Below are 19,901 nucleotides of genomic sequence, written 5' to 3' on the forward strand. Positions count from 1 at the left end.
ACCGCCGAGGCAAGCACTAAAATAGACCTTGGTCTATTTCCCCGAAGCGGCGCGCCGCGCGGCCCGCGTATTGCCGAGAATGATCAGGAAGATCGGCAGGGCCAGCATCAGCGTCACCGCATTGGCGCCGATCAGCGCAAAGTCCTGCCGGTTGATGCCATGCAGCAGCCACAGAAAGATTCCGACCGTCAGACAGGCATACATGGCCAGCGAAAGACCCGACGTATCCCTTGTCCGGATGGTCTTCAGCGCCTGCGGGACGAAGGCGAATGTGGTCAGGAAGGCCGCGATATAGCCGAGTTCGCTCATGAGGCACCGGACAGGCGAGGTTGCACAGAACGCGCGCATATGACGCCTGCCCCGGTGCTTTGGCAAGAGGACCGCCGGCCGGACAGCCAGGGCGGAGGCCTGTGCTATTCTGTGCGCCTCGATCGCGAGGAGCCGGACCGAATGCGCGTCACCTTACACACGGATTATGCTCTCCGGATGCTGATGCTGCTGGCCATGGAGCCGGACGAGCTTCACACCATCGAGGAGATCGCGGCTCGTTACGGCATTTCCAGAAACCACCTGATGAAAGTCGCGCAGACGCTCGCACAGGGCGGTTTCATCGAGACCATACGCGGCCGCAGCGGCGGCTTGCGCCTCGCCGGAAAACCCGAAGATATCAATCTCGGCGCCGTGCTGCGGACGACCGAGGACAGCTTCGCGCTGGTCGAATGTTTCGACCGGGAGACCAACAGCTGCGTGATCAGTCCGGTTTGCGGCCTGCGCGGTCCGCTGGAAGAGGCGCTGGCCGCCTTTCTCGCGGTTCTCGACCGCTACAGCCTCGCCGATCTGGTGCGCAATCCCGGCAAACTCCGCCGCATGCGCAAGCTGCTGGAACAGGAGGCGCCGGCCTGATGATGGACGAACTGCCGAAGGGGCTGACCGCCTACAAGCGCACACCGGTCTTCGATCAGGACAGCATTCCCGCCGGCCTGCGCCGCGAACACCGCACCAGGCCGGGCGTCTGGGCGCTGATCCATGTACTGGCGGGCAAACTGCGCTACCGGCGCGCCGGGGTATCCGGCACGCAGGTGCTGACGCCGGTGCAGCCGGGCATTGTCCATCCCGAAGAGCCGCATGACGTGCAACCCATGGGACCTGTCAGCTTCTTCGTCGAGTTCCATGCCGCCGAACCGCCCGCCGGCGCGCCGCATGCCGGCAAGGTACTGCCCGGGCAATAAGCGGGCCGGCGCTCAGTCGGCCGCCCAGCCCTGCAGCACCGCCGCTTCATGACGCACCCGCTCCGGCGCGCCGAGTAGCTGACGGTTGAGACCGATCCGCTTGAACCAGTAATGCAGGCCGACAAGATCCGTGAAGCCCATGCCGCCATGCACCTCTGTTGCAGTGCGTGCGACGAAGCGTCCGGTTTCCGACGTCAGCGACTTCGCATGCGCCGCCATCAGTCGGGCCTCATCGGGCATCGCATCGAAGGCATGCGCCGCATACCAGACCAGCGACCGGCAGGGCTCAAGCTCGGCCGACATTTCGGCACACATATGCTTGACCGCCTGGAACGAACCGATGACCCGGCCGAACTGCTTGCGCTCGCCGGCATAGGCAACCGCCTTTTCGATCATCATCCAGCCGGCGCCCAGCGTATCGGCCGCAAGCATCGTCCGGCCGGCATCGATCATGCGCCGCAGGGTCGCGCCCGCATCGCCCGAAGCCAGCGGTTCGGCCTCGACATTGTCGAAGCGCAATTCGCCAAGCGGGCGCGTCAGGTCGATGCTCGTGAGCGCGATCCGCGTCAGCCCCTTCGCATCGCCCCGGACGAGATGCAGGCCACGCGCATTGTCCGCGACGATGAAGACGTCGGCCGCCGCCGCATCGAGTACGAAAAGCGCCGTGCCGTTGAGCCTGCCGCCGCCGGCCGTGATGCCGGCACCGTCCCGCGCGCCCGCCGCCTGCTCCGATGCCGCGACGCCGGCCACAGCCGCACCGCTCGCAAGCTTCGGCAGCCACGCCGCCTGCTGCGCCTGGCTGCCCGCGCCGGCAAGCGCGATCGGCGCCATCACGGCGGTGGCGACAAACGGCACCGGCGCGACATGGCGGCCGAGCATTTCGGCGGCAAGCGCCGCATCGAGCAGCGTCATGCCCATGCCCCCATGCTCCTCGGCCACCAGCATGCCCGTCACGCCCAGTTCGACGAGCGCCTGCCACACATCGCCCGCATGGGTGTCATGACCTTCGGCCGCCTGGCGCACGCGTTCCAGCGGCGAAACCTTTTCGAGCGTCCGGCCGATGCTTTCCTGAAGCAGCTTCTGATCTTCCGACAATCCGAATTCCATGTGTCGCTCCTATGCCTTGGCCGGCTTCGGTTCGCGCGGCATGCCGAGCCCGCGCTCCGAAATGATGTTCTTCTGGATCTGCGCCGTGCCGCCGCCGATGATCAGCCCGAGATCGAACATGTAGCGATGCTGCCACGAGCCGCCGGCACGCAGATGCGGGCTGTCTTCGTAGAGAACCCCGATCTCGCCCAGCGCATCGATCGCAAGCGCCGCCAGCTGATGATTGATCTCGCAGCCCTGCAACTTGACGATCAGGCGCGCGATGCCCGGATCCTCGCCCTTGGTCGCGGCCGTCAGCAGCCTGAGTCCGTGAAACTGCATCGCAAGAACCCGCCCCTGCAGTTCGACCAGCCGGTCGCGATAGCCCGGATGATCGATCAGCCGCGTCCCGTCGATCGTTTCCTTCTGCATCAGATCGACGATTTCCTTGAGACGCGTGCCGGCCTGGTTGGGGTCGCCCAGCATGCCGCGCTCATGCTTCAGCGTGGCATTGGCCACGAACCAGCCCTGCCCGCGCCCCGCCACGATGTCCTTCTGCGGCACCCGCACATCGGTGAAGAAGACTTCGTTGAACTCGGCATGACCGGTCATCGTCTTCAGCGGACGCACCTCGATCCCGGGCGTCTTCATCGAGAAGATCAGGTAGGAAATGCCTTCATGCTTCTTCGCCTCGGGTTCGGTGCGCACGAGACAGAAGATCATGTCGGCCGCATGTGCCGTCGAGGTCCAGATCTTCTGGCCGTTGATGACGAAATCGTCGCCATCCTCGACGGCCCTGGTCTGCAGCGAGGCAAGATCGGACCCCGAACCCGGCTCGGAATAGCCCTGGCACCAGACCACCTCGCCGCGCAGCGTCGGCGCGATCCACTTCTTCTTCTGCTCCTCGGTCCCCAGTTCCAGCAGCGTCGGCACCAGCATCGAAATGCCCTGATTGGCGATCCCCATCGGCAATCCGGCTGCCGTGAATTCTTCGGCAATGATGCGCGATTTCAGAATGTCGGGTTCGGCGCCATAGCCGCCATATGCCTTCGGCACCGTTCGGGCCGCATAGCCATGCTCGATCAGCAGGCGCTGCCATGCCAGTGTCTCGTCGGATGGCCGCGAAACGCCGAAACGGCGCGGCGCCCTGGCGCCATGCGCCGCGATGAAGGCGCGAACCTCGGCGCGAAAGGCGTCATATTGGGGTCCGTAGGCGAGATCCATGGGATGCGTCTCCCGGCGCGGCTCGGACGGCCGGCAGGCCTCCGCGCTCGTTGTTGGTTTCTGAGGAGCGGGAGTTTAGCGCGCGCGGCGGGTACGTAAAGCGCCGCTGCGCATGGCGAGGCGCACGCTGCGTCAACGAAGGGAAGGAGACGTCAGGCCGCCGAACCGGCGAGCGCGACCGGCCGCCGGCCGCCCGCCGGCGAATTGCGCAGAAAGACCTCGAACTCGGCAGGCGGCATCGGCCGGCCAAGGAAATAGCCCTGAACTTCGTCGCAACCGAGCTTGCGCAGCGCATCGAACTGGTCGGCACTTTCGACGCCTTCGGCAACCACCGACACACCCAGCGCATGCGCAAGATCGATGATCACTTTCGGAATCACATGCCCGTCGCGATTGTCGGCGACGTCATGAATGAAGCTGCGGTCGATCTTCAGGCGTTTGACCGGGAAGCGTTTGAGATAGGCAAGCGAGGAATAGCCGGTGCCGAAATCGTCGATGCCGATGCCGATGCCGAGGCTGCGCAGACGGCGCAGCGTGCCGATCACCGTGTCGACATCCTGCATCACCATGCTTTCGGTCACTTCGAGTTCGAGATATTGCGGCGAGAGCCCGTGCGCAATCAGCGTATTGGCGATCGTATCGGTGAGATCGGTGCGCCGGAGATCGATCGCAGAGACATTGACCGCAACCGCAATGCGCGGCAGCCCGTCATCCTGCCACAATCTGTTCTGGCGGCACGCCTCGTCGAGCACCCATTTGGTGAGCTCGGCAACAAAGCCGCTCCGCTCGGCAACCGGGATGAAGACCGATGGCGGAATGAATCCGCGTTCATGGTGATGCCAGCGTATCAACGCTTCCGCACCGGTGATCCGGCCGCTCGCGACGTCGACTTTCGGCTGGTAGTAGAGCATCAGTTCCTGCCGCGCCATGGCGCCGCGCAGATCGCGTTCGATCTGGTTGCGCTCGATGGCGCGCAGATGCAGCTCGTGCCGATAGAGCACGCAGGCGCCGGCACCTTCCTGCTTGGCCCGCGACAGCGCAAGATCGGCATTCTTCATCAGCACATCGGCATCGCGCCCATCCTGTGGAAACAACGTCATGCCGACACAGGACGCCTGCTGCAGTTCCTGCGCGCCGAGACGGAACGGCGCGCCGACCGCGCGGATGAGGCGGCTCGCCAGTTCAAGTGCGTCGTCGGCGCTGCGGACATTGTTGAGCACGATACCGAATTCATCGCCGCCGATACGTGCCACCACATCCCCGTCGCGGCGGCAGCCCTTGAGAATTTCCGCCGTACGCTGCAACACACGGTCGCCCCAGTCATGCCCCAGCGTATCGTTGATGTCCTTGAAGTTGTCGAGATTGAGGATCATGACGCCGACAACAACGGACTCCCGCTCCGCCCTGGCGATCGCGTCCGCAAGCTGCGTCTTGAAGTAACCGCGATTGTCGAGGCCGGTCAGGCCATCGGTCGCGGCAAGACTGGCCAGCCGCGCCTCGCCATCGCGGGCCGCCTGGAACGAGGCGGTCAGTGCGCGCGCCACGACGCCGATCTCATCGCCATGCGCGGGCGCTGCCCCGTCCTCATGACGGTTGTCCCGGGCATAGTCGCGCAATGCCTCGATCGGTGCGATGACGATACGGTGGATCAGCATCGAAATGGTCAGAATGGCAAGGATCGCCGTGATGGTAAGCCAGGTCATGATGTTCCATGCCCGGGTCGTCAGACGTGTGACCAATCGCTCCATGTCGATACGCACAAGCGTCATCACGCGCTGTCCGGTATGGGGCAGATCGATCCAGACGGCGAAATCGCCGCCGCGAAGGCTGCCTCCCGGCAGATGCATCTGCGGTTCGATGGCGAAAGGCCGGGGCATGGCACTCGGCAGACCTGGCATTGCCGGCATGGTCGCCTCGATTTGCCGGCCCCGCCATGCCGCATCGGAGGCGGCAACGATCCGCCCGTCGCGATCGGCAATGGCAACGTCCTTGATGTAGGGCGCATTCCCGACCGCCGAAAGGATCGGCCCCATCTCGCCGGAACCCGTCTGCTGCGCGGCATAGGTCAGCACATCGCTGGCCGCAGCTGCACGCAGCTCGGCTTCATGCGCGAGATTCTGGTTGAACATGGTGACGACATAGACACCGCTGAGGACGACAAGCACCGCACCGACCAGCGTCAGAAGCGCGACGACCTTGGCGCGCAGCGACAGGAAATGCGCTGCAATGCCGGCGCGCAGCGTCGTCAGACGAGTGTGCACACGCGCCGTCCGGCCCCTGTCGCCAGGCGGCTTTGTCCGGGTCTGCGGCGTTTCGCCCTCATACTCGACAGACACTTGATTCCTCGCGCGTCGACACCCGGCGCGATGCCGGATTGTCGGGAAACTCAAGCGTTTATAGGGCTTGGGAAACTAAGATTGCGTTACGCGGGGCGAAACGGCGGTGCCTTTGTCCCGAAACGGAACAATCGTCACCGGACTCGATGGCGCCGCCGGCCGCGTCGCCAGCTTGATGCCCTTGAGCCACAGCCGCAGCGCCTCCCAGTGAATGCCGCCGACGACCTTGAGCGTCAACAGCGGATGGCGCAGAAACGCAAGCGCAAGCTGCCGGTCGTCGAAGCGACGTGCCTCCCCCGCGAAGGATGCCGTCAGCATCGCACCGCCCTCGTCGCTTTCGCGGATGGTCAGTGCCAGCCGCGCACCCGGACGCAGAACCTTGAAGTGATAGCGCCCCGCAACCGGCAGGAAAGGCGACACGTAGAAGGCCTTGTCGCAGGCCTGCGAGACGATGCCGGCCTCCGGACTTTCGACCGGAATGAGATAGCTGTGCCGGTCGCCAAAAGTATTGTTGACCTCGTAGAGCATGGCCGCAAGCCCGCCATCGGCGCGATGACAGAAATAGACGGTCAGCGGATTGAAGACATGGCCCAGCACGCGCGGCAGACAAAGCGCCTCGATCCGCCCGCCGCCGGTCTCGATGCCGGCCCGCGCCAGTTGCGCCTCGATCCAGAGGCGCAGCGGCCGGCCCGATCCGTCGCCGTGATCGCTGTCATGAAAACTGAAGAGCGAGAAACGGTTATGGGCAAACAGCCGCCAGCGCCGCGACAGCGCCGGCAACTCGTCGAGATCGAGCAGCATGTAGAAGACGCGATAGGAAAGCGCGTGAACGCACGGCCGCAGCCGGCGATGGAACACCGTGCCGGAATAGAGACGCGACCTTGCTGCAGCGTTCAAACGGCAACCTCCATAGCTTGATGCGTCGGCGCCAGTGAAATGCGGCCGGAGGGATTGGCAACGGTCCATGGCCGCTCGACACCGCCCAGCTGCTCGGCGACGGCAAGTCCCGCCTGCAAACCGTCCTCGTGAAAACCCGAACCGAAATAGGCCCCGCAGAACCAGGTGCGACGCGCCCCCTGTATCTCCCAGAGCCGGCGCTGGGCGGCAAAGGCACCCGCATCGAACACCGGGTGATCATATTCGATCCGTTCAAACACATGTTCGGGCGCTGGATCCTGCGACGGATTGAGCGTGACGAAGAGCGGCCGGTCGGTCGCCAGCGGTTGCAGCAGGTTCATCCAGTAGCTGACACAGACCGGCGAACCCGCGCCGCCACCCATATAGTTCCAGCTCGACCAGACGCGCCGGTTCCGCGGCATGAAGGCCGGATCCGAATGAAGCCAGGCGATATTGCGCTGATAGGGCATCGCACCCAGCAAGTCTTGTTCGCGCCCATCGGCATCGGCAAGCATGGCCAGCGCCTCGTCGCTATGTGAGCCGATGACAACATGATCGTAGCGTTCGACACCACCGCGCACGTCATACACCGTCACACCCTGCGCATCGCGACGGATCGAGGCAACGCCCGTGGAGGTTCGGATATGCGCAGCGAGCGGCGCGGCGAGCTGCGCGACATATTCGCGCGAACCGCCCGTTACCGTGCGCCAGGCGGGCCGGCCGCTCAGCCGCATCAGCCCATGATTGTCGAAGAAGCGCAGAAAGGCGAGCGCCGGAAACTGCTCGACCCGCTCGATCGGGAGCGACCAGATCGCCGCGCACATCGGCAGCAGATGATCGTCGCGCAAGGAGGCCGAATATCCCTGTTCGCGCAGGAATTCGCCGAGCGGCTTCTGGTCGAGACCCGCCAGCGCAACAAGATCGGGCGCCGAGCGATAGAGCCTCAATATGTCGCCGATCATCCGCCACATGCGCGGGCTGACAATATTCCGCCGGTCGGCAAATATCCCGTTGAGGCCCGATCCGGAATATTCGAAGCGACGCCCACCCCCGGTTTCCAGCGAAGCGGCAAACGACATGTTGCTGGCGCTGGTCGCAACGCCGAGCGTGTCGAACATCGCGGTCAGGTTGGGATAGTTGCGTTCGTTATAGACGATGAAACCGGTATCGACCGGCACGGGCCCTTCCGGCAGATCGGCCACCACCGTGTTCGAATGTCCGCCGATACGATCATTCTTCTCGTAGACGGTCACGTCGTGCCCGCGCGAAAGCAGCCAGGCGGCCGACAAGCCCGATATGCCGGTGCCGACAACGGCAATACGCAGCCGCTGGCGGTCGGAGCCGCGCCTGTCGAAGGGGCGGGAAGCGCGGTCATCGAAAGGGGCCATGGTCAATCTCGGTAAGGAAAACGGTCACTGTTCCATACGGCCTGGTTCCGGCCGCGGATCACCCTGCGCCCGAACGCCGCTCTGTGCCCGGCTTTCACAATTGGCGCCAAGCCCCTAGACTCGCCGCACCATCTGCCCGCATGTGATCCGCGGGCAGTCCGGGCCCGTATCTGGCATATGACCGCAACCGGTAAATTGCAGATCAGCCCGGCCCGAGCCGGCCGCACAAAGTGGCGGCCGGATCTGAGAAAGCTGGGCCCGATGAATCGAGACAGGACGCCCGCAACGGCGTCGGACGGATTGGCGGAAGAAATGGCGGCCCTGATCTCCGCCATCGCGCAGGACGGTGATCGCACGGCCTTTGCACGGCTTTTCGGCCACTATGCGCCGCGCGTGAAGTCCTATCTGCGCCGCATGCATGTCGATGAGCGCCTTGCCGAGGATCTCGCCCAGGAGGTTATGTTGACCGTCTGGCGCAAGGCCGCTCTCTTCGACCCGGCCAAGGCCTCTGCCGGTACATGGATATTCGCGATTGCGCGAAACCGCTTCATCGACACGGTGCGCCGCGAACGCCGCCCCGATCTCGATCCCGCCGATCCGATGCTGGTGCCCGAGGCGCCGCGCCCGGCCGATGAGAGCATGGCAGCCACCCAGATCGGTACGCGCGTCCATGCGGCCATGTCGGATCTGCCGCCGGATCAGGCCGAAGTGGTGGCGCTGTCCTTCCTCGAGGGCCTGCCCCATTCGGCCATTGCCGAACGCCTCGACATTCCGCTCGGTACCGTCAAATCGAGACTGCGACTTGCTTTCGGCCGCCTGCGGGCGGTACTGGAGGATCTGAAATGAGTGCCATGTCCCTGACCCCTTCGCCCGTTACCCATCGCCTCGGCGACGAGTGGCTGATGGCCTATGCGGCGGGCGCGCTCTCGGAAGGTCAGTCGCTGCTGGTGGCCGCACATCTGAGCTTTCTCGACGATGCGGCCGAACGCCTGGCTGTCGCCGAGGCGGCGGGCGGCGCGCTGCTCGAAACGGTCGCCCCCGATCTGATGGCACCCGATGCGCTGGCGCAGACGCTGGCCCGCCTCGACGCGCCGCTGCCCGCAGCGCCGGCCCCCGCGCCGCGCGCGGCAGGCGGCGACCCCTTGCCCGCCCCCCTGCGCGACTGGCTCGGCGGCGGTATCGACGATCTCAAATGGAGTTTCCTCGGACCGGGCATGAAGAAGGTCAAGCTCTGGCGCGGCGGACCCAACGACCAGCGCCTCTGGATGCTGCGCGCACAACCCGGCATTCAGGTGCCGAAGCATGGCCATCGCGGCACCGAGCTTGTGCTGGTGCTGAAAGGCAGCTTCAGCGATCCGCATGGCCGCCTCCGCCCCGGCGATGTCGAGGAGAGCGACGACAGCCGCATGCATGCCCTCGGAATCGATGAGGGCGAGGAATGCATCTGCCTCGCCCTCACCGAAGGCCCGATCCGCTTCGAAAGCTGGCCTGCGAGATTGGTCCAGCCCTTCATCGGTCTCTAGAAGGCGGGGGGACACCCTCCGCGACCGCCCGGCGGGCCGGTATCTCAGAACCGCGCCGTCGCCACCAGCCGAACATTCCGGCCGGGTTGCAGCACATCGTTCTTCTTGAACGAACTGTGATGACGGATGTCGTGATCGAGCAGGTTCTCCCCCACCAGCGCCAGTTCGACCGCTGTGGTCCCGGTCATCGAGGCCGGCACGCGATAGCGCAGCTCGGCCTTGAGATTGGTGTAGCTGCCGGTCTCGGTCTCGTTGGCATCGAGCCGGTCCTGGGCGAAGGCATGCAGGAAACCGAGCCTGCCCGACACGGCCTCGCCCGCATAGAAAACGCCGGCGCCGGCCCGCATCGGCGGAATGCGCGGCACGTTGCCGCCCGCATCGAGCGTGGCGCGCACCATGTCGAACTGCCCGGTGATGCCGGCGCGTGCCGTACCCCAGCGCGCCAGCGTCACGCTGCCCGCCGCCTCGAAGCCGCGAAACGTGGCGTCCGCCTGCGTGAAGAACACCTGGTCGAGCTCGTTGCCGGTGCCATGCGGCGTACAGGTATCGAAGCTGTCGTCACAAGTCTCGCCGGTCAGCCGCTTGTAGATGAAGTCGCTGAACGAGCTGTGGAAGATCGCTGCCTCGAAGGAGAAGTCGTCGCCCGCGCGCCGCGCGTTGAACTCGATGGTTCGCGCCGTTTCCTTGCCGAGCATCGGATCGCCGACCTCGAAGGTCTCGGTCGCCTCATGCGGTCCTTTCGAGAACAGTTCGAGCGCGTCCGGCGCGCGCTCGACACGCTGCACCGTGGCGCCGAGCACGACGCCGCCATCAAGCGTCAGCACCAGTCCGGCCGAACCGCTGACCGGGGTGAACTTGCGCGACACCGCATAGTCGAACGGCGCCAGCGGCACGGTGAAGTCGAGTGCCCGGCCGGACACGTCGACATGCTCGGCGCGCCCGCCCAGCTGCAGCTTCAGCCTGTCGCCGAGCGGCATTTCCTCGAAGATGAACCCGGCCACCGCGTCAGTCTCGGTCGGCGCCAGCAATTCGCCGCCCTCGCCCGCCGCCTCGATCCGCCGGTTGCGCAACTGCATCCCGACCGCGCCGGTGAACGGCCCGACGGCCCGGTGCATCAACTCGCCCCGCACTTCCCATTCCTTGTTGTCGAAGCGCGAACCGGTTGCCCCCGTGGCATCGATCTCGCCATGCGAATAGTCGCTGTAGCCGCCGCTGATATCCAGACCGCTGAAGAAGCCGCCAGCGAATTCGAGTCCGCTCGAGGCCTGCAGCTTGGTCTGCCGCATCTGGATATGGATCGGATTGCCGGGAGTCTCGGGCGCGGGGATGCCGTATTCGCTGTCGTAATGGCTGACCGAGGCCCCGACATGGCCGTTCTCGAGCAGCACCGACGCACCGCCCGCGACGCCCGCGCTCTCGGTCCATGTATGCGGCTGCCGTTTGGTCGGCTGATCCGGAATTTCGTAATTGCCGGTCTTGCGCGCGAAGGTGTCGACATGCCAGACGACATTGCCGGTCGCGACATTGAGATCGGCATATCCCTGCCGTCCATAATCGACGTGATTGTAACTGGCCGACACCTCGCCCTCGAAACCGTCCTTCGGCATCGCGGTCGGGATGCGGTTGTTGATGACGTTGACGACGCCGCCGATCGCCTCGCTGCCATAGCGCAGAACGGCCGGCCCGCGCACCACTTCGACGCGCTTGGCCGACAGGGGATCGATCGGCACGCCATGATCCTCGCTGACCGCCGATACGTCGCCGGCGCCGATGCCGTTTTCCTGCATCCGGACCCGCGTATTGTCGAGACCGCGAATGATCGGCCGGCTGGCGCCCGCTGCAAACGAGCTCGAGGCAATGCCCGGCTTCTCGCCCAGCAACCCGCCGATACTGGTTGCCGGCGAGGCGAGGATCTCCTCCCGCGTGACGACAGTGACCGGCACGGCCAGTTCCTCAAGCGGCGCCGCCAGCGGCGAGGCGGTGACGACGACCCGCGGCGCCACGGCTTCCTCGGCCAGCGCCGCCGATGCGGTGCCAAGCGCCAGGACCGAAGCCGCCGCGTAAAGCGGTGAAGCGAAATGTTTCATCTGAAGCCCCCTTGAACCCGGCGCCGGACGCCGGCCCGATGACCGTATGTTATACTGTAACACTCTGATAGCGCTATCCGCCGCGCCGATCAACCCCCCGAAGGAACGGGCTTGAAAGGAAGGGCGGCGGCGCCATTCCGCCCCGGCCCCCGGCGGGCTAAGCTGCCCGCGGCCGCAGGCGAAAGGAACCGCAATGGCAGCAAAGGCAGGATCCGAAAAGGCGACGAAGCCGGCCGCCGCACCGCCGGCGCCGCTCTCCGACAAGCGCTACCGCAAGGCGCTCTATGCGCTGCAGGTCGAGCTGGTCAAGCTGCAGCGCGACATCATCGCCCATGACCGCCGCCTGCTGGTGATCTTCGAGGGCCGCGACGCGGCCGGCAAGGACGGCGTCATCAAGCGCGTGGTCCAGCATCTCAGCCCGCGCGAAACCCGCGTCGTTGCGCTCGGCAAGCCGTCCGATCGCGAACGCAGCGAATGGTATTTCCAGCGCTTCACCGCGCATCTGCCGTCGGCCGGCGAACTCGTGCTCTTCAACCGCAGCTGGTACAACCGCGCCGGCGTCGAGCGCGTGATGGGTTTCTGCACCGACGAGCAGCATGAACGCTTCATGACCTCGGCACCGCTCTACGAGAACATGCTGACGGGCTCGGGCATCCAGCTGGTGAAATACTATCTCGACATTTCGAAGCCCGAACAGAAGAAGCGCCTGGCCGCGCGCCGCGCCGACCCGCTGAAACAATGGAAGATCTCGCCGATCGACCATGTCGCGCTGAAGCACTGGCGCGACTACAGCCGCGCCCGCGACGCGATGCTGACCCGCACCCACAGCCTGCAGGCGCCCTGGACGGTCGTCCGCGCCGACGACAAGCGCCATGCCCGCCTCAACGTGATCCGCGATCTCCTTTCGCGCATCGACTATGATGGCAAGGACATCGCGACGGCCGCGCCCGACCGCCGCATCGTCATGCCCTTCGAACCGGCGCTGCTGACATCCGGCATCGTCGCAGCCTGAGGCCGCCATGCCCGACGCGACCGAACCCTTCTTCGCCGCCATGCCCGATGCGCTGCTGGCGCCCGAGCGCCTGTTGACGCTGCTTGGCCTCTCCTTCTTTCTGGGCCTGGCCTGGGAGGAATATCTGGGCAGCGGCCGCCTGAAGCCGCCGGGCGGCGTGCGCACCTTTCCGCTTCTGGCCTTTGCCGGCGCGCTGCTCTATGCGCTGGCGCCCGAACCGCCGCTGCTCTATCTGGGCGGGCTGGCGGTGCTCGGCGCCTGGCTGTCGATCTGGTACTGGCAGAGCCTCGCCCAGCAGCGCGCCGAGCCCGAGCCAGGCGAGGAACCCGACACCCGGCTCAACGGCACCATCATGGCGCCGCTCGGCAATGTGATCGCCTATCTGCTCGGCGCCGTCGTGCTGACCGAACCGCTCTGGGTCGCGGTCGCCATGGCAGTTGCCGCGGTCCTGCTGGCCAGCGCGCGCGAAAAGCTGCACGCCTTTTCCGACCGCATGGGCGGCGAGCTATTCACGCTGGCCAAGTTCCTGATCATCATCGGCGTCGTGCTGCCGCTGGTCTCCAACGAACCGGTCACCGCCCTGACCCCCATCACCCCCTATCAGGTCTGGCTGGCCGTCGTCGTTGTCAGCACGCTCTCCTATGCCAGCTACCTGCTGCAGCGCTACATCGCGCCGCGCCGCGGCCTGCTCTATTCGGCCGCGCTGGGCGGCCTCTATTCCTCGACCGCCATCACCGTGCTGCTCTCGCGCCAGGCGCGCATCGCGAAGACGCGCCTCGACCGCCTGCATGCGGCGCTGGTGCTGTCGACGGCGGTGATGTTCCTGCGCATCCTGGTCGTGGTCGCGATCTTCAACCTGACCCTGGCGAAAACCCTGGCACCCGCCATCGCGCTGCTGCTGCTGATCGGCCTTGGCGTCGCCGCCCTGCTGCTCTGGCGCCACGACCGCACCGCCCGGCATGGCAGCGAGGAAGACGTGCTGCCGCCGGTCAACCCGCTCGAACTGCAGACGGCGCTGATCTTTGCCCTGCTCTTCGTCGTCCTCTCGCTGGCCGTCGGCTGGGCGCGCACCGAATTCGGTGAAGGCAGCCTCTTTGTCATCGCCGCGCTGGCCGGCGTCACCGATGTCGACCCGCTGGTTCTCAACGTCGCGCAGGGCGCCGCGCCGCTGCATTTCGCCGCCGCCGCCATCCTGATCGCGGCCGCCTCCAACAACGTCCTGAAGGGCGGCTACATGCTGATCTTTGCCGGACGCCGCGCCGGCCTGGTGCCGGCGCTGGCGCTGCTGCTGCTGGCCGGCATCGGCCTTGCCGCCGCCTTCCTGATGCTGGCCCCGGCATGAACTACCGCCACGCCTATCATGCCGGCAATTTCGCCGATGTAATGAAACACGCGATCCTGGCCGTGGTGATCGAGCACATGAAGCTGAAGGAGAAACCCTTCTTCCTGCTCGACACCCATGCCGGCACCGGCGAGACGGATCTCTCGGGCATCGAGGCGCAGAAGACCGGCGAGTTCCATGCCGGCATCGCCCGCGTGCTGGCCGCCGAAGCGCCGCATGCCGCGCTGGCGCCATATCTTGCGGCGCTCGGCGACGATCCGCTGATGCATTATCCGGGCTCGCCGCTGATCGCCGCGCGCATGGCGCGCGAAACCGACCGCCTGGCCTTCTGCGAACTGCACCCCGAAGACGCCGCGGCGCTGAAACGCAATTTCGCCCGCGACGCCCGCATCAAGACCCATGCGATCGACGGCTACGCGGCGCTGAAATCGATGCTGCCGCCGAAGGAGCGCCGCGGCATCGTGCTGATCGACCCGCCTTTCGAATCCCGCGACGAATTCACCCGCCTCTTCGAGGCACTGGCGGACGCGACCGCCCGCTTCGCCACCGGCACTTACATATTATGGTATCCGGTCAAGGACCCCTCGGTCTCCGGCGCCTTTCTCGAACGTCTCGCCGAAGAAGGCCCGCCGAAAACCCTCTGCCTCGAACTTCACATCATGGCCGCCGATCCGGCCCGCATGACCGGCTGCGGCCTCGTCGTCGTCAACCCGCCCTGGACACTGGCCGGCACGGCAAGAGACATGCTCGACTGGCTGGCCGAAACCCTGGCCCAGGCCCCCGGCGCCCGCGCCCGCGAGGAATGGCTGAGGCCCTGAATCCTTCCGGCGCGCAGCGCCAATCCTTGAATTCGCAAACGCAGGCATCCGCCGCATCCTCAGCGCCCCCGCCCCGAAAAATCCTCACTGCGTTCGCATTTTTCGACCCGCCCCCCAGGGGCGGGTGGAAGACACAACAGACGAAGGTCATGGCACAACCCCTCCGCCCGCCGCAGCTCCTCTGCGTCTTCCTCCTGCGCTGCTTCGCAGCTTCGGAGGACAGGCTGCGCCTCTGCGTGCAAAACCTTTCTTCTTCTTCGCGTCTTCGCGTGAACCTTTTCTCCGCGCCTCCGCGTCTCCGCGTGAAACCCTTCTTCCTTCCCTTCCCCGCAGCCCCAACGAATCGAATGACCCGAACGCCGCTTCCAGTCTATAAAGGCGCCCGACGCCAGCCCTGACAAACAGTCAGGTAGAACAAGGACAAGGCGCGTGGACCGGGAGCCCCCTCCGAGCGACGAAGACGAACGCGCCCGCCGCCTCGCCGCGGCCGAAACCGCCTATGAAGCCGAGATCGAGGCCAATCTCCGCCGCAACTATGCGGCCAATCTCGCCCACGGCCTGCTCGGCCAGACCGGCTTCCGCCTGGTCAACGCGCCGACCTTCGTCCCGGCTTACATCTACCTGCTCTCGGGCTCGGAGTTCCTGGTCGGTCTGGCGCTGGCCGCGCAATGGATCGGCGCTTCCGCCTCCTCGATCTTCGGCGCCACGCTGATCGAACACAGGAAGCGCGTGCTGCCGATGGGCCTCTTGATCGGCTGGGGCATGCGCGCCGGCGTGCTGGGCCTGGCGCTGGGGGGCTTCTTCCTGCCCGAGCGCTGGGCGCTCATCACCGCCATCGGCTTTCTCTGCCTCTTCGGCCTGTTCAACGGCATGCAGGCGGTGATCTTCAACACGCTGATGGCCAAGGTGATCCCGCTCAGGCTGCGCGGCCGCCTGACCGGCTTCCGCAATTTCGCCGCCGGCCTCACCGCCGCCGGCGTCTCCTGGATGGGCGGGCATTATTTCGTCGAGGGCAATCTCTTCGGCAATGGCTATGCCGCGACCTTCCTGATGGCCTTCATCCTGACCTCGATCGGCCTGTCGCTCTTGATGCTGGTGCGCGAACCCGAACCGCCGACCATCCGCGCCCGCGCCGGCTTTGGCGGCCGGTTGCGCGAGATCCCGATGATGCTGAAGGCCGACCCCGCGCTCGGCCGCTTCTATCTGGCCGCCGGCCTTGCCGCGCTCGGCACCATGGCGGTCCCCTTCTACATTCTCTATGCCGGCGAGCGCATCGGCCTTTCGGGCGCCACCATCGGCATCCTCTCGACCGCCTTCCTGCTGGCCCAGACCACGACCAATCTCTTCTGGGGCTGGCTGGCCGACCGCTTCGGCAACCGTCTGGTCTTCATCCTGTCGGTCGGCACCTGGGGCGCGGCCACCGGGCTGCTGCTGGCCGTCGACACGCTCTGGCCGCTGGCCATCGCTTTCGCCGGCCTCGGCGCCGGCCAGGGCGGCTTCCAGAACAGCAATCAGAACATCATCGTCGAGTTCGGCGCCCGCGACGACCTGCCGATGCGCATCGCGGTGCTGAACACCGCGACCTCGCTGATGCATGCGGCAGGTCCCTTGCTGGGCGGCGTCGTCGCCTATGCGATTTCCTTCGACGCCCTCTTCGCGCTTTCGATCGCCGTCCTCCTCGCCGCGCTGCTGACCATGACCTTCCTGGTCGACGAACCGCGCAAGCGCGGGAAGCGGCTCTAGCGGCGCAACGCTCTCTCCCGGCATCGTCATTGCGAGCGGAGCGACGGGATTTGGAGGCCCGGCACCAACCCCACCCACAGGTGTCACCCCGGCGAAAGCCGGGGCCCACTCGCAGTTCCTCTTGCCGCAGCGCTCGACGCCGCACATCGCCGTCAACCCCGTGCACAATCGCCCTTGCTGAGGGAACCAATGGGCCCCGGCTTTCGCCGGGGTGACACCTTTGTTTTGGCCAACACCCCAAACAAACGCCGTCATCGCGAACGAAGCGAAGCAGCGACAAACAATCTTCCGCCCGCCGCGCCAGCGGCGGGCAGTCAGATCAAGCGCACGCCGCCCCAAGGGGCGGGTGGGATACGCAATGACCAACCGCATCCGCAGCACCTCTGCGTCTCTGCGGCTCTGCGTGCAAAAACCTTCCTTCGCGTCTTCGCGCCTTCGCGTGAACCTCTTCTCCGCGCCTTCCTCCTGCGCTGCTTCGCAGCTACGGAGGACAGGCCGCGTGAAACCCCTTCCTTCCCTTCCCCCGGCGCAAGCTTTCATTAGCATTCGCCCGCCATACTCCGGCTGACGCGCAAACCGCGCACCACCCCGGGGGGCCTCGCCATGTTCCGTTCTTTCGCCGCCGCCCTTCTCGCCGCGCTGCTCGCCGCCCCGGCCGCCCTGCCCGCGCAGGCGATGCCCTTTTTCGGCAAACCGGCGGCCGACCAGCTGATCGCCGAACGCGCCGCCGCCGCCTGGCGCAAGATCGGCACCGGCGACCTCTATCGTTTCAACATGCTGCAGAAGGATCTGGTCGCCGGCGTCGCCACCGCCCAGGCATTGAAAGACGGCCTGGCGCTCGGCCGCCGCTGGCTCGACAAGGAACCCTTCTTCGCCGGCTCGGTCTTCGGCCTGATCGCCCGGGCGCCCGAAGCCTCCGAGCGTCCGGCCCCGCCCGCCTACAGCGAGGCGCTCTACTGGAACGCCATTGCCTATGACCGCATCTGCGCGCGCGACGGCGAACTCTGCCAGGCGCTGGCCGCCAGTATCCTCGCCGACGAACCGGGCGCGGCATCGCTGAAGGCAAGTGCGCTGCGCTACATCAATTTCGCCAATGCCGCCACCGCCGGCGCCCTGCCGCCCGACCTTGCCGCCGACGCCACCGCCAAATGCCGCACCGCGCATGAAGTCTTCGCCATGCGCGCCGCCCGCGACGCCCGCGACAGCCACAGCTTCTACGCCGAGCAGCTGCAGACCGCCTGCGGCGGCACCCTCGCCGCCATGGTCGCGCCGTAACCCCGTCGGCCGAAGGCCTCACGCAAGGGGAACGCATCCCCCCACAAAACCGCCATTCCTCAGCCTGCACGCAAGGCGAGAGGCCACTTGCGGATGATGTGGCTCTTTGGGCTTCTTATACGCTGTAGGAGATAAAATAAATTTATACTCTACAGAGTATATTGACAATATATACGCTATAGCGCATAACTCACGAAATTGATGAGGATGATGGCCATGGCGGAGTTGGCGCGTTCAGCCAAGCAGATCGGAACGGCCCTGCGCCGCTATCGGCGTCGGCAGAAGCTGACCCAGGCCGAGCTGGCGAGGCGGGCCGGGCTGCGGCAAAGCACGGTCTCTCAAGCGGAGGGCGGGCTTGAGACCGCCAGGCTCAACACCCTCATGGATTTGCTGCGGGCGCTCGATCTCGAGCTTGTCATCCAGCCGCGCACCAAAGGCGCCCATAGCGACATCGAGGACATCTTCTGATGGCGCGGACGCGAAAAAGCGCCCGCCTCACCGTTGCACTGAACGGTCAGTTGGTTGGAGTTCTTGAGCGTGCCGCCGGCGGTGCCATTGCCTTTGCCTATGACACGACATGGCTGGCAGATGAACGCCGGGCCTTGCCGGTTTCTCTTTCGCTGCCGCTGCGCGAAGAGCGCTACACCGGCGCCCCGGTCTCCGCCTTCTTCGACAATCTGCTGCCCGACAACGACCGGATCAGGCGCGTGATCGCCGGGCGAGTCGGGGCCGAGGGCCCGGATGCCTTCAGCCTGCTGAACAGGATCGGTCGCGATTGCGTCGGCGCCTTGCAGTTCGTGCCGGAAGGCGACGATCTGCAGCCGCCGGGCCCGCCGGAATGCACGCCGCTGAGCGACGCCGACATCGCCGCGATCATGCGCAACCTTGCCTTTGCGCCGCTGGGCATCAGACCTGACGGCGAGCGGGAATTTCGCATTTCCATTGCTGGCGCCCAGGAAAAGACGGCGCTGCTGTGGAACAATGGTTGGTGTCTACCGAAAGGCACAACACCCACAACGCACATTCTCAAGCCGCAGCTCGGCGAATTACCCAACGGCCTCGACATGACCCGCAGTGTTGAGAATGAGCACTTCTGTCTGGCCCTCTGCCGGGCACTGGGACTTGAGGCCGCGCAAAGTCAAATCCTGGATTTCGAGGATGTGCGGGTGCTGGCCATTGAACGCTTCGACCGCATCGAAACGCGGGACGGGCGTTTGCTGCGCGTGCCGCAGGAGGATTTCTGTCAGGCACTCGCCGTTCCGCCGACGCTGAAATACACCGCCGAGGGCGGCCCCGGCATCGGGGAATGCCTGTCGCTTCTGAAGGGCAGCGACGATGCGGACAAGGACCGTCTGACTTTCCTGAAGGCGCAGATCGTCTTCTGGCTGATGGGCGCGACGGACGGACATGCAAAGAACTTCAGCCTGTTTCTCTCGCCGGGCGGTCGCCACCGCATGACGCCGCTCTACGACATCATGTCGGCACAGCCGAACCATGATGCGAAGAAACTGCGGCGGCAGGAGTTTCGGCTGGCCATGCCAGTCGGCGACAACCGGCACTACCCCGTTGAAGATATCTACCCCCGGCACTTCATCCAGAGCGGCAAGGCCGCGGGGATTGCCGAAGAAGAGCTGCGCGGTGTTTTCGACGCCCTGACCGGCGCACTTCCCGCCGCGCTGGAAAACACCGCGCGCGAAATGCCGAAGGATTTCCCCGGACAGATTGTCGACAGCCTCGCCGCGGCCATGAGCAGACGGGCGAAGCTGTTCGATCTGTGAGGGGGAGAGCAATTGGACATTAAGCGCATCAAGGTCACGGGACGGGGGCGCTGCACAAGCGGCAACGAACCAGCTATCGACGTTGCACCCCTCTCCCCCGACTCGTCTTTGCCGGGCTTGACCCACTGCTGTCCGGCTAAGGAATGGGTGGACGGGTTGCATG

The 19,901-nt window shown here is 65.8% G+C and carries 18 protein-coding genes; 11 read left to right on the plus strand and 7 right to left on the minus strand.

Annotated features, from left to right (window positions below; all coding sequences use genetic code 11):
* Positions 1–33 precede the first annotated feature (33 nt).
* Complete coding sequence (locus tag AAC071_RS07770) at positions 34–309, minus strand: SemiSWEET transporter (protein WP_339831442.1); 276 nt, start codon at positions 307–309, stop codon at positions 34–36.
* Between the two features lie 141 nt (positions 310–450).
* Between AAC071_RS07770 and AAC071_RS07775 the strand changes: the two genes are divergently transcribed.
* Together AAC071_RS07775 and AAC071_RS07780 are read left to right on the plus strand one after the other, a co-directional pair.
* Positions 451–903, plus strand: a complete 453-nt coding sequence (locus AAC071_RS07775; RefSeq protein ID WP_339831444.1) for an Rrf2 family transcriptional regulator — start codon at positions 451–453, stop codon at positions 901–903.
* Positions 903–1,229 carry a DUF1971 domain-containing protein gene (locus AAC071_RS07780; RefSeq protein WP_339831445.1) on the plus strand — a complete coding sequence of 109 codons (327 nt, stop codon included), beginning with the start codon at positions 903–905 and terminating at the stop codon, positions 1,227–1,229. Before AAC071_RS07775 ends, AAC071_RS07780 begins: the two co-directional genes overlap by 1 nt.
* A gap of 12 nt (positions 1,230–1,241) precedes the next feature.
* Here AAC071_RS07780 and AAC071_RS07785 read toward each other — a convergent pair whose 3' ends face one another.
* From AAC071_RS07785 to AAC071_RS07805, 5 genes are all read right to left on the minus strand, one after another.
* A complete protein-coding gene (locus tag AAC071_RS07785) occupies positions 1,242–2,336 on the minus strand; it encodes an acyl-CoA dehydrogenase family protein (RefSeq protein ID WP_339831446.1) in 1,095 nt (364 codons plus the stop codon).
* A 9-nt stretch (positions 2,337–2,345) separates the two neighbouring features.
* Complete coding sequence (locus AAC071_RS07790) at positions 2,346–3,539, minus strand: acyl-CoA dehydrogenase family protein (protein WP_339831449.1); 1,194 nt, start codon at positions 3,537–3,539, stop codon at positions 2,346–2,348.
* Positions 3,540–3,691: 152 nt separating this feature from the next.
* Positions 3,692–5,875, minus strand: coding sequence for an EAL domain-containing protein (locus AAC071_RS07795; RefSeq protein WP_339831450.1), 2,184 nt, complete (start codon positions 5,873–5,875; stop codon positions 3,692–3,694).
* 75 nt (positions 5,876–5,950) lie between these two features.
* Positions 5,951–6,772 carry a DUF1365 family protein gene (locus AAC071_RS07800; RefSeq protein WP_339831451.1) on the minus strand — a complete coding sequence of 274 codons (822 nt, stop codon included), beginning with the start codon at positions 6,770–6,772 and terminating at the stop codon, positions 5,951–5,953.
* The gene (locus AAC071_RS07805; RefSeq protein WP_339831453.1) at positions 6,769–8,160 is read right to left on the minus strand and encodes an FAD-dependent oxidoreductase; all 1,392 of its coding nucleotides are present in this window, start codon (positions 8,158–8,160) and stop codon (positions 6,769–6,771) included. The genes AAC071_RS07800 and AAC071_RS07805 overlap by 4 nt, the downstream gene beginning before the upstream one ends.
* Before the next feature lie 261 nt (positions 8,161–8,421).
* Here AAC071_RS07805 and AAC071_RS07810 point away from each other — a divergent pair, with 261 nt between their 5' ends.
* Complete coding sequence (locus AAC071_RS07810) at positions 8,422–9,006, plus strand: sigma-70 family RNA polymerase sigma factor (RefSeq protein WP_339831455.1); 585 nt, start codon at positions 8,422–8,424, stop codon at positions 9,004–9,006.
* Positions 9,003–9,683 (plus strand): ChrR family anti-sigma-E factor, encoded by a 681-nt coding sequence (locus tag AAC071_RS07815; RefSeq protein WP_339831457.1) that lies wholly within the window; start codon positions 9,003–9,005, stop codon positions 9,681–9,683. Before AAC071_RS07810 ends, AAC071_RS07815 begins: the two co-directional genes overlap by 4 nt.
* A gap of 44 nt (positions 9,684–9,727) precedes the next feature.
* Here the strand turns inward: AAC071_RS07815 and AAC071_RS07820 are convergent, their stop codons facing one another.
* Positions 9,728–11,770 carry a TonB-dependent receptor gene (locus AAC071_RS07820; protein ID WP_339831460.1) on the minus strand — a complete coding sequence of 681 codons (2,043 nt, stop codon included), beginning with the start codon at positions 11,768–11,770 and terminating at the stop codon, positions 9,728–9,730.
* A gap of 193 nt (positions 11,771–11,963) precedes the next feature.
* Between AAC071_RS07820 and ppk2 the strand changes: the two genes are divergently transcribed.
* The 7 genes from ppk2 to AAC071_RS07855 all read left to right on the plus strand — a co-directional run bounded on the left by ppk2 (position 11,964) and on the right by AAC071_RS07855 (position 19,738).
* A complete protein-coding gene (gene ppk2 / locus AAC071_RS07825) occupies positions 11,964–12,782 on the plus strand; it encodes a polyphosphate kinase 2 (RefSeq protein WP_339831463.1) in 819 nt (272 codons plus the stop codon).
* 7 nt (positions 12,783–12,789) lie between these two features.
* On the plus strand, positions 12,790–14,124 hold the full coding sequence (locus AAC071_RS07830) for a DUF4010 domain-containing protein (RefSeq protein ID WP_339831464.1): 1,335 nt from the start codon (positions 12,790–12,792) through the stop codon (positions 14,122–14,124).
* Positions 14,121–14,942, plus strand: a complete 822-nt coding sequence (gene rlmJ / locus AAC071_RS07835; protein WP_339831466.1) for a 23S rRNA (adenine(2030)-N(6))-methyltransferase RlmJ — start codon at positions 14,121–14,123, stop codon at positions 14,940–14,942. The genes AAC071_RS07830 and rlmJ overlap by 4 nt, the downstream gene beginning before the upstream one ends.
* A gap of 429 nt (positions 14,943–15,371) precedes the next feature.
* Entirely contained in the window at positions 15,372–16,685 is a 1,314-nt protein-coding gene (locus AAC071_RS07840) for an MFS transporter (RefSeq protein WP_339831468.1), read from the plus strand.
* Positions 16,686–17,288: 603 nt separating this feature from the next.
* Entirely contained in the window at positions 17,289–17,960 is a 672-nt protein-coding gene (locus tag AAC071_RS07845; protein ID WP_339831469.1) for a hypothetical protein, read from the plus strand.
* Positions 17,961–18,176: 216 nt separating this feature from the next.
* Positions 18,177–18,428: a helix-turn-helix domain-containing protein gene (locus AAC071_RS07850; RefSeq protein ID WP_339831471.1), complete on the plus strand. Its 252-nt coding sequence runs from the start codon at positions 18,177–18,179 to the stop codon at positions 18,426–18,428.
* Entirely contained in the window at positions 18,428–19,738 is a 1,311-nt protein-coding gene (locus AAC071_RS07855) for a type II toxin-antitoxin system HipA family toxin (RefSeq protein ID WP_339831473.1), read from the plus strand. The genes AAC071_RS07850 and AAC071_RS07855 overlap by 1 nt, the downstream gene beginning before the upstream one ends.
* Positions 19,739–19,901 lie beyond the last annotated feature (163 nt).

Source organism: uncultured Parvibaculum sp., assembly GCF_963975745.1.
Taxonomy (GTDB): Bacteria; Pseudomonadota; Alphaproteobacteria; order Parvibaculales; family Parvibaculaceae; genus Parvibaculum.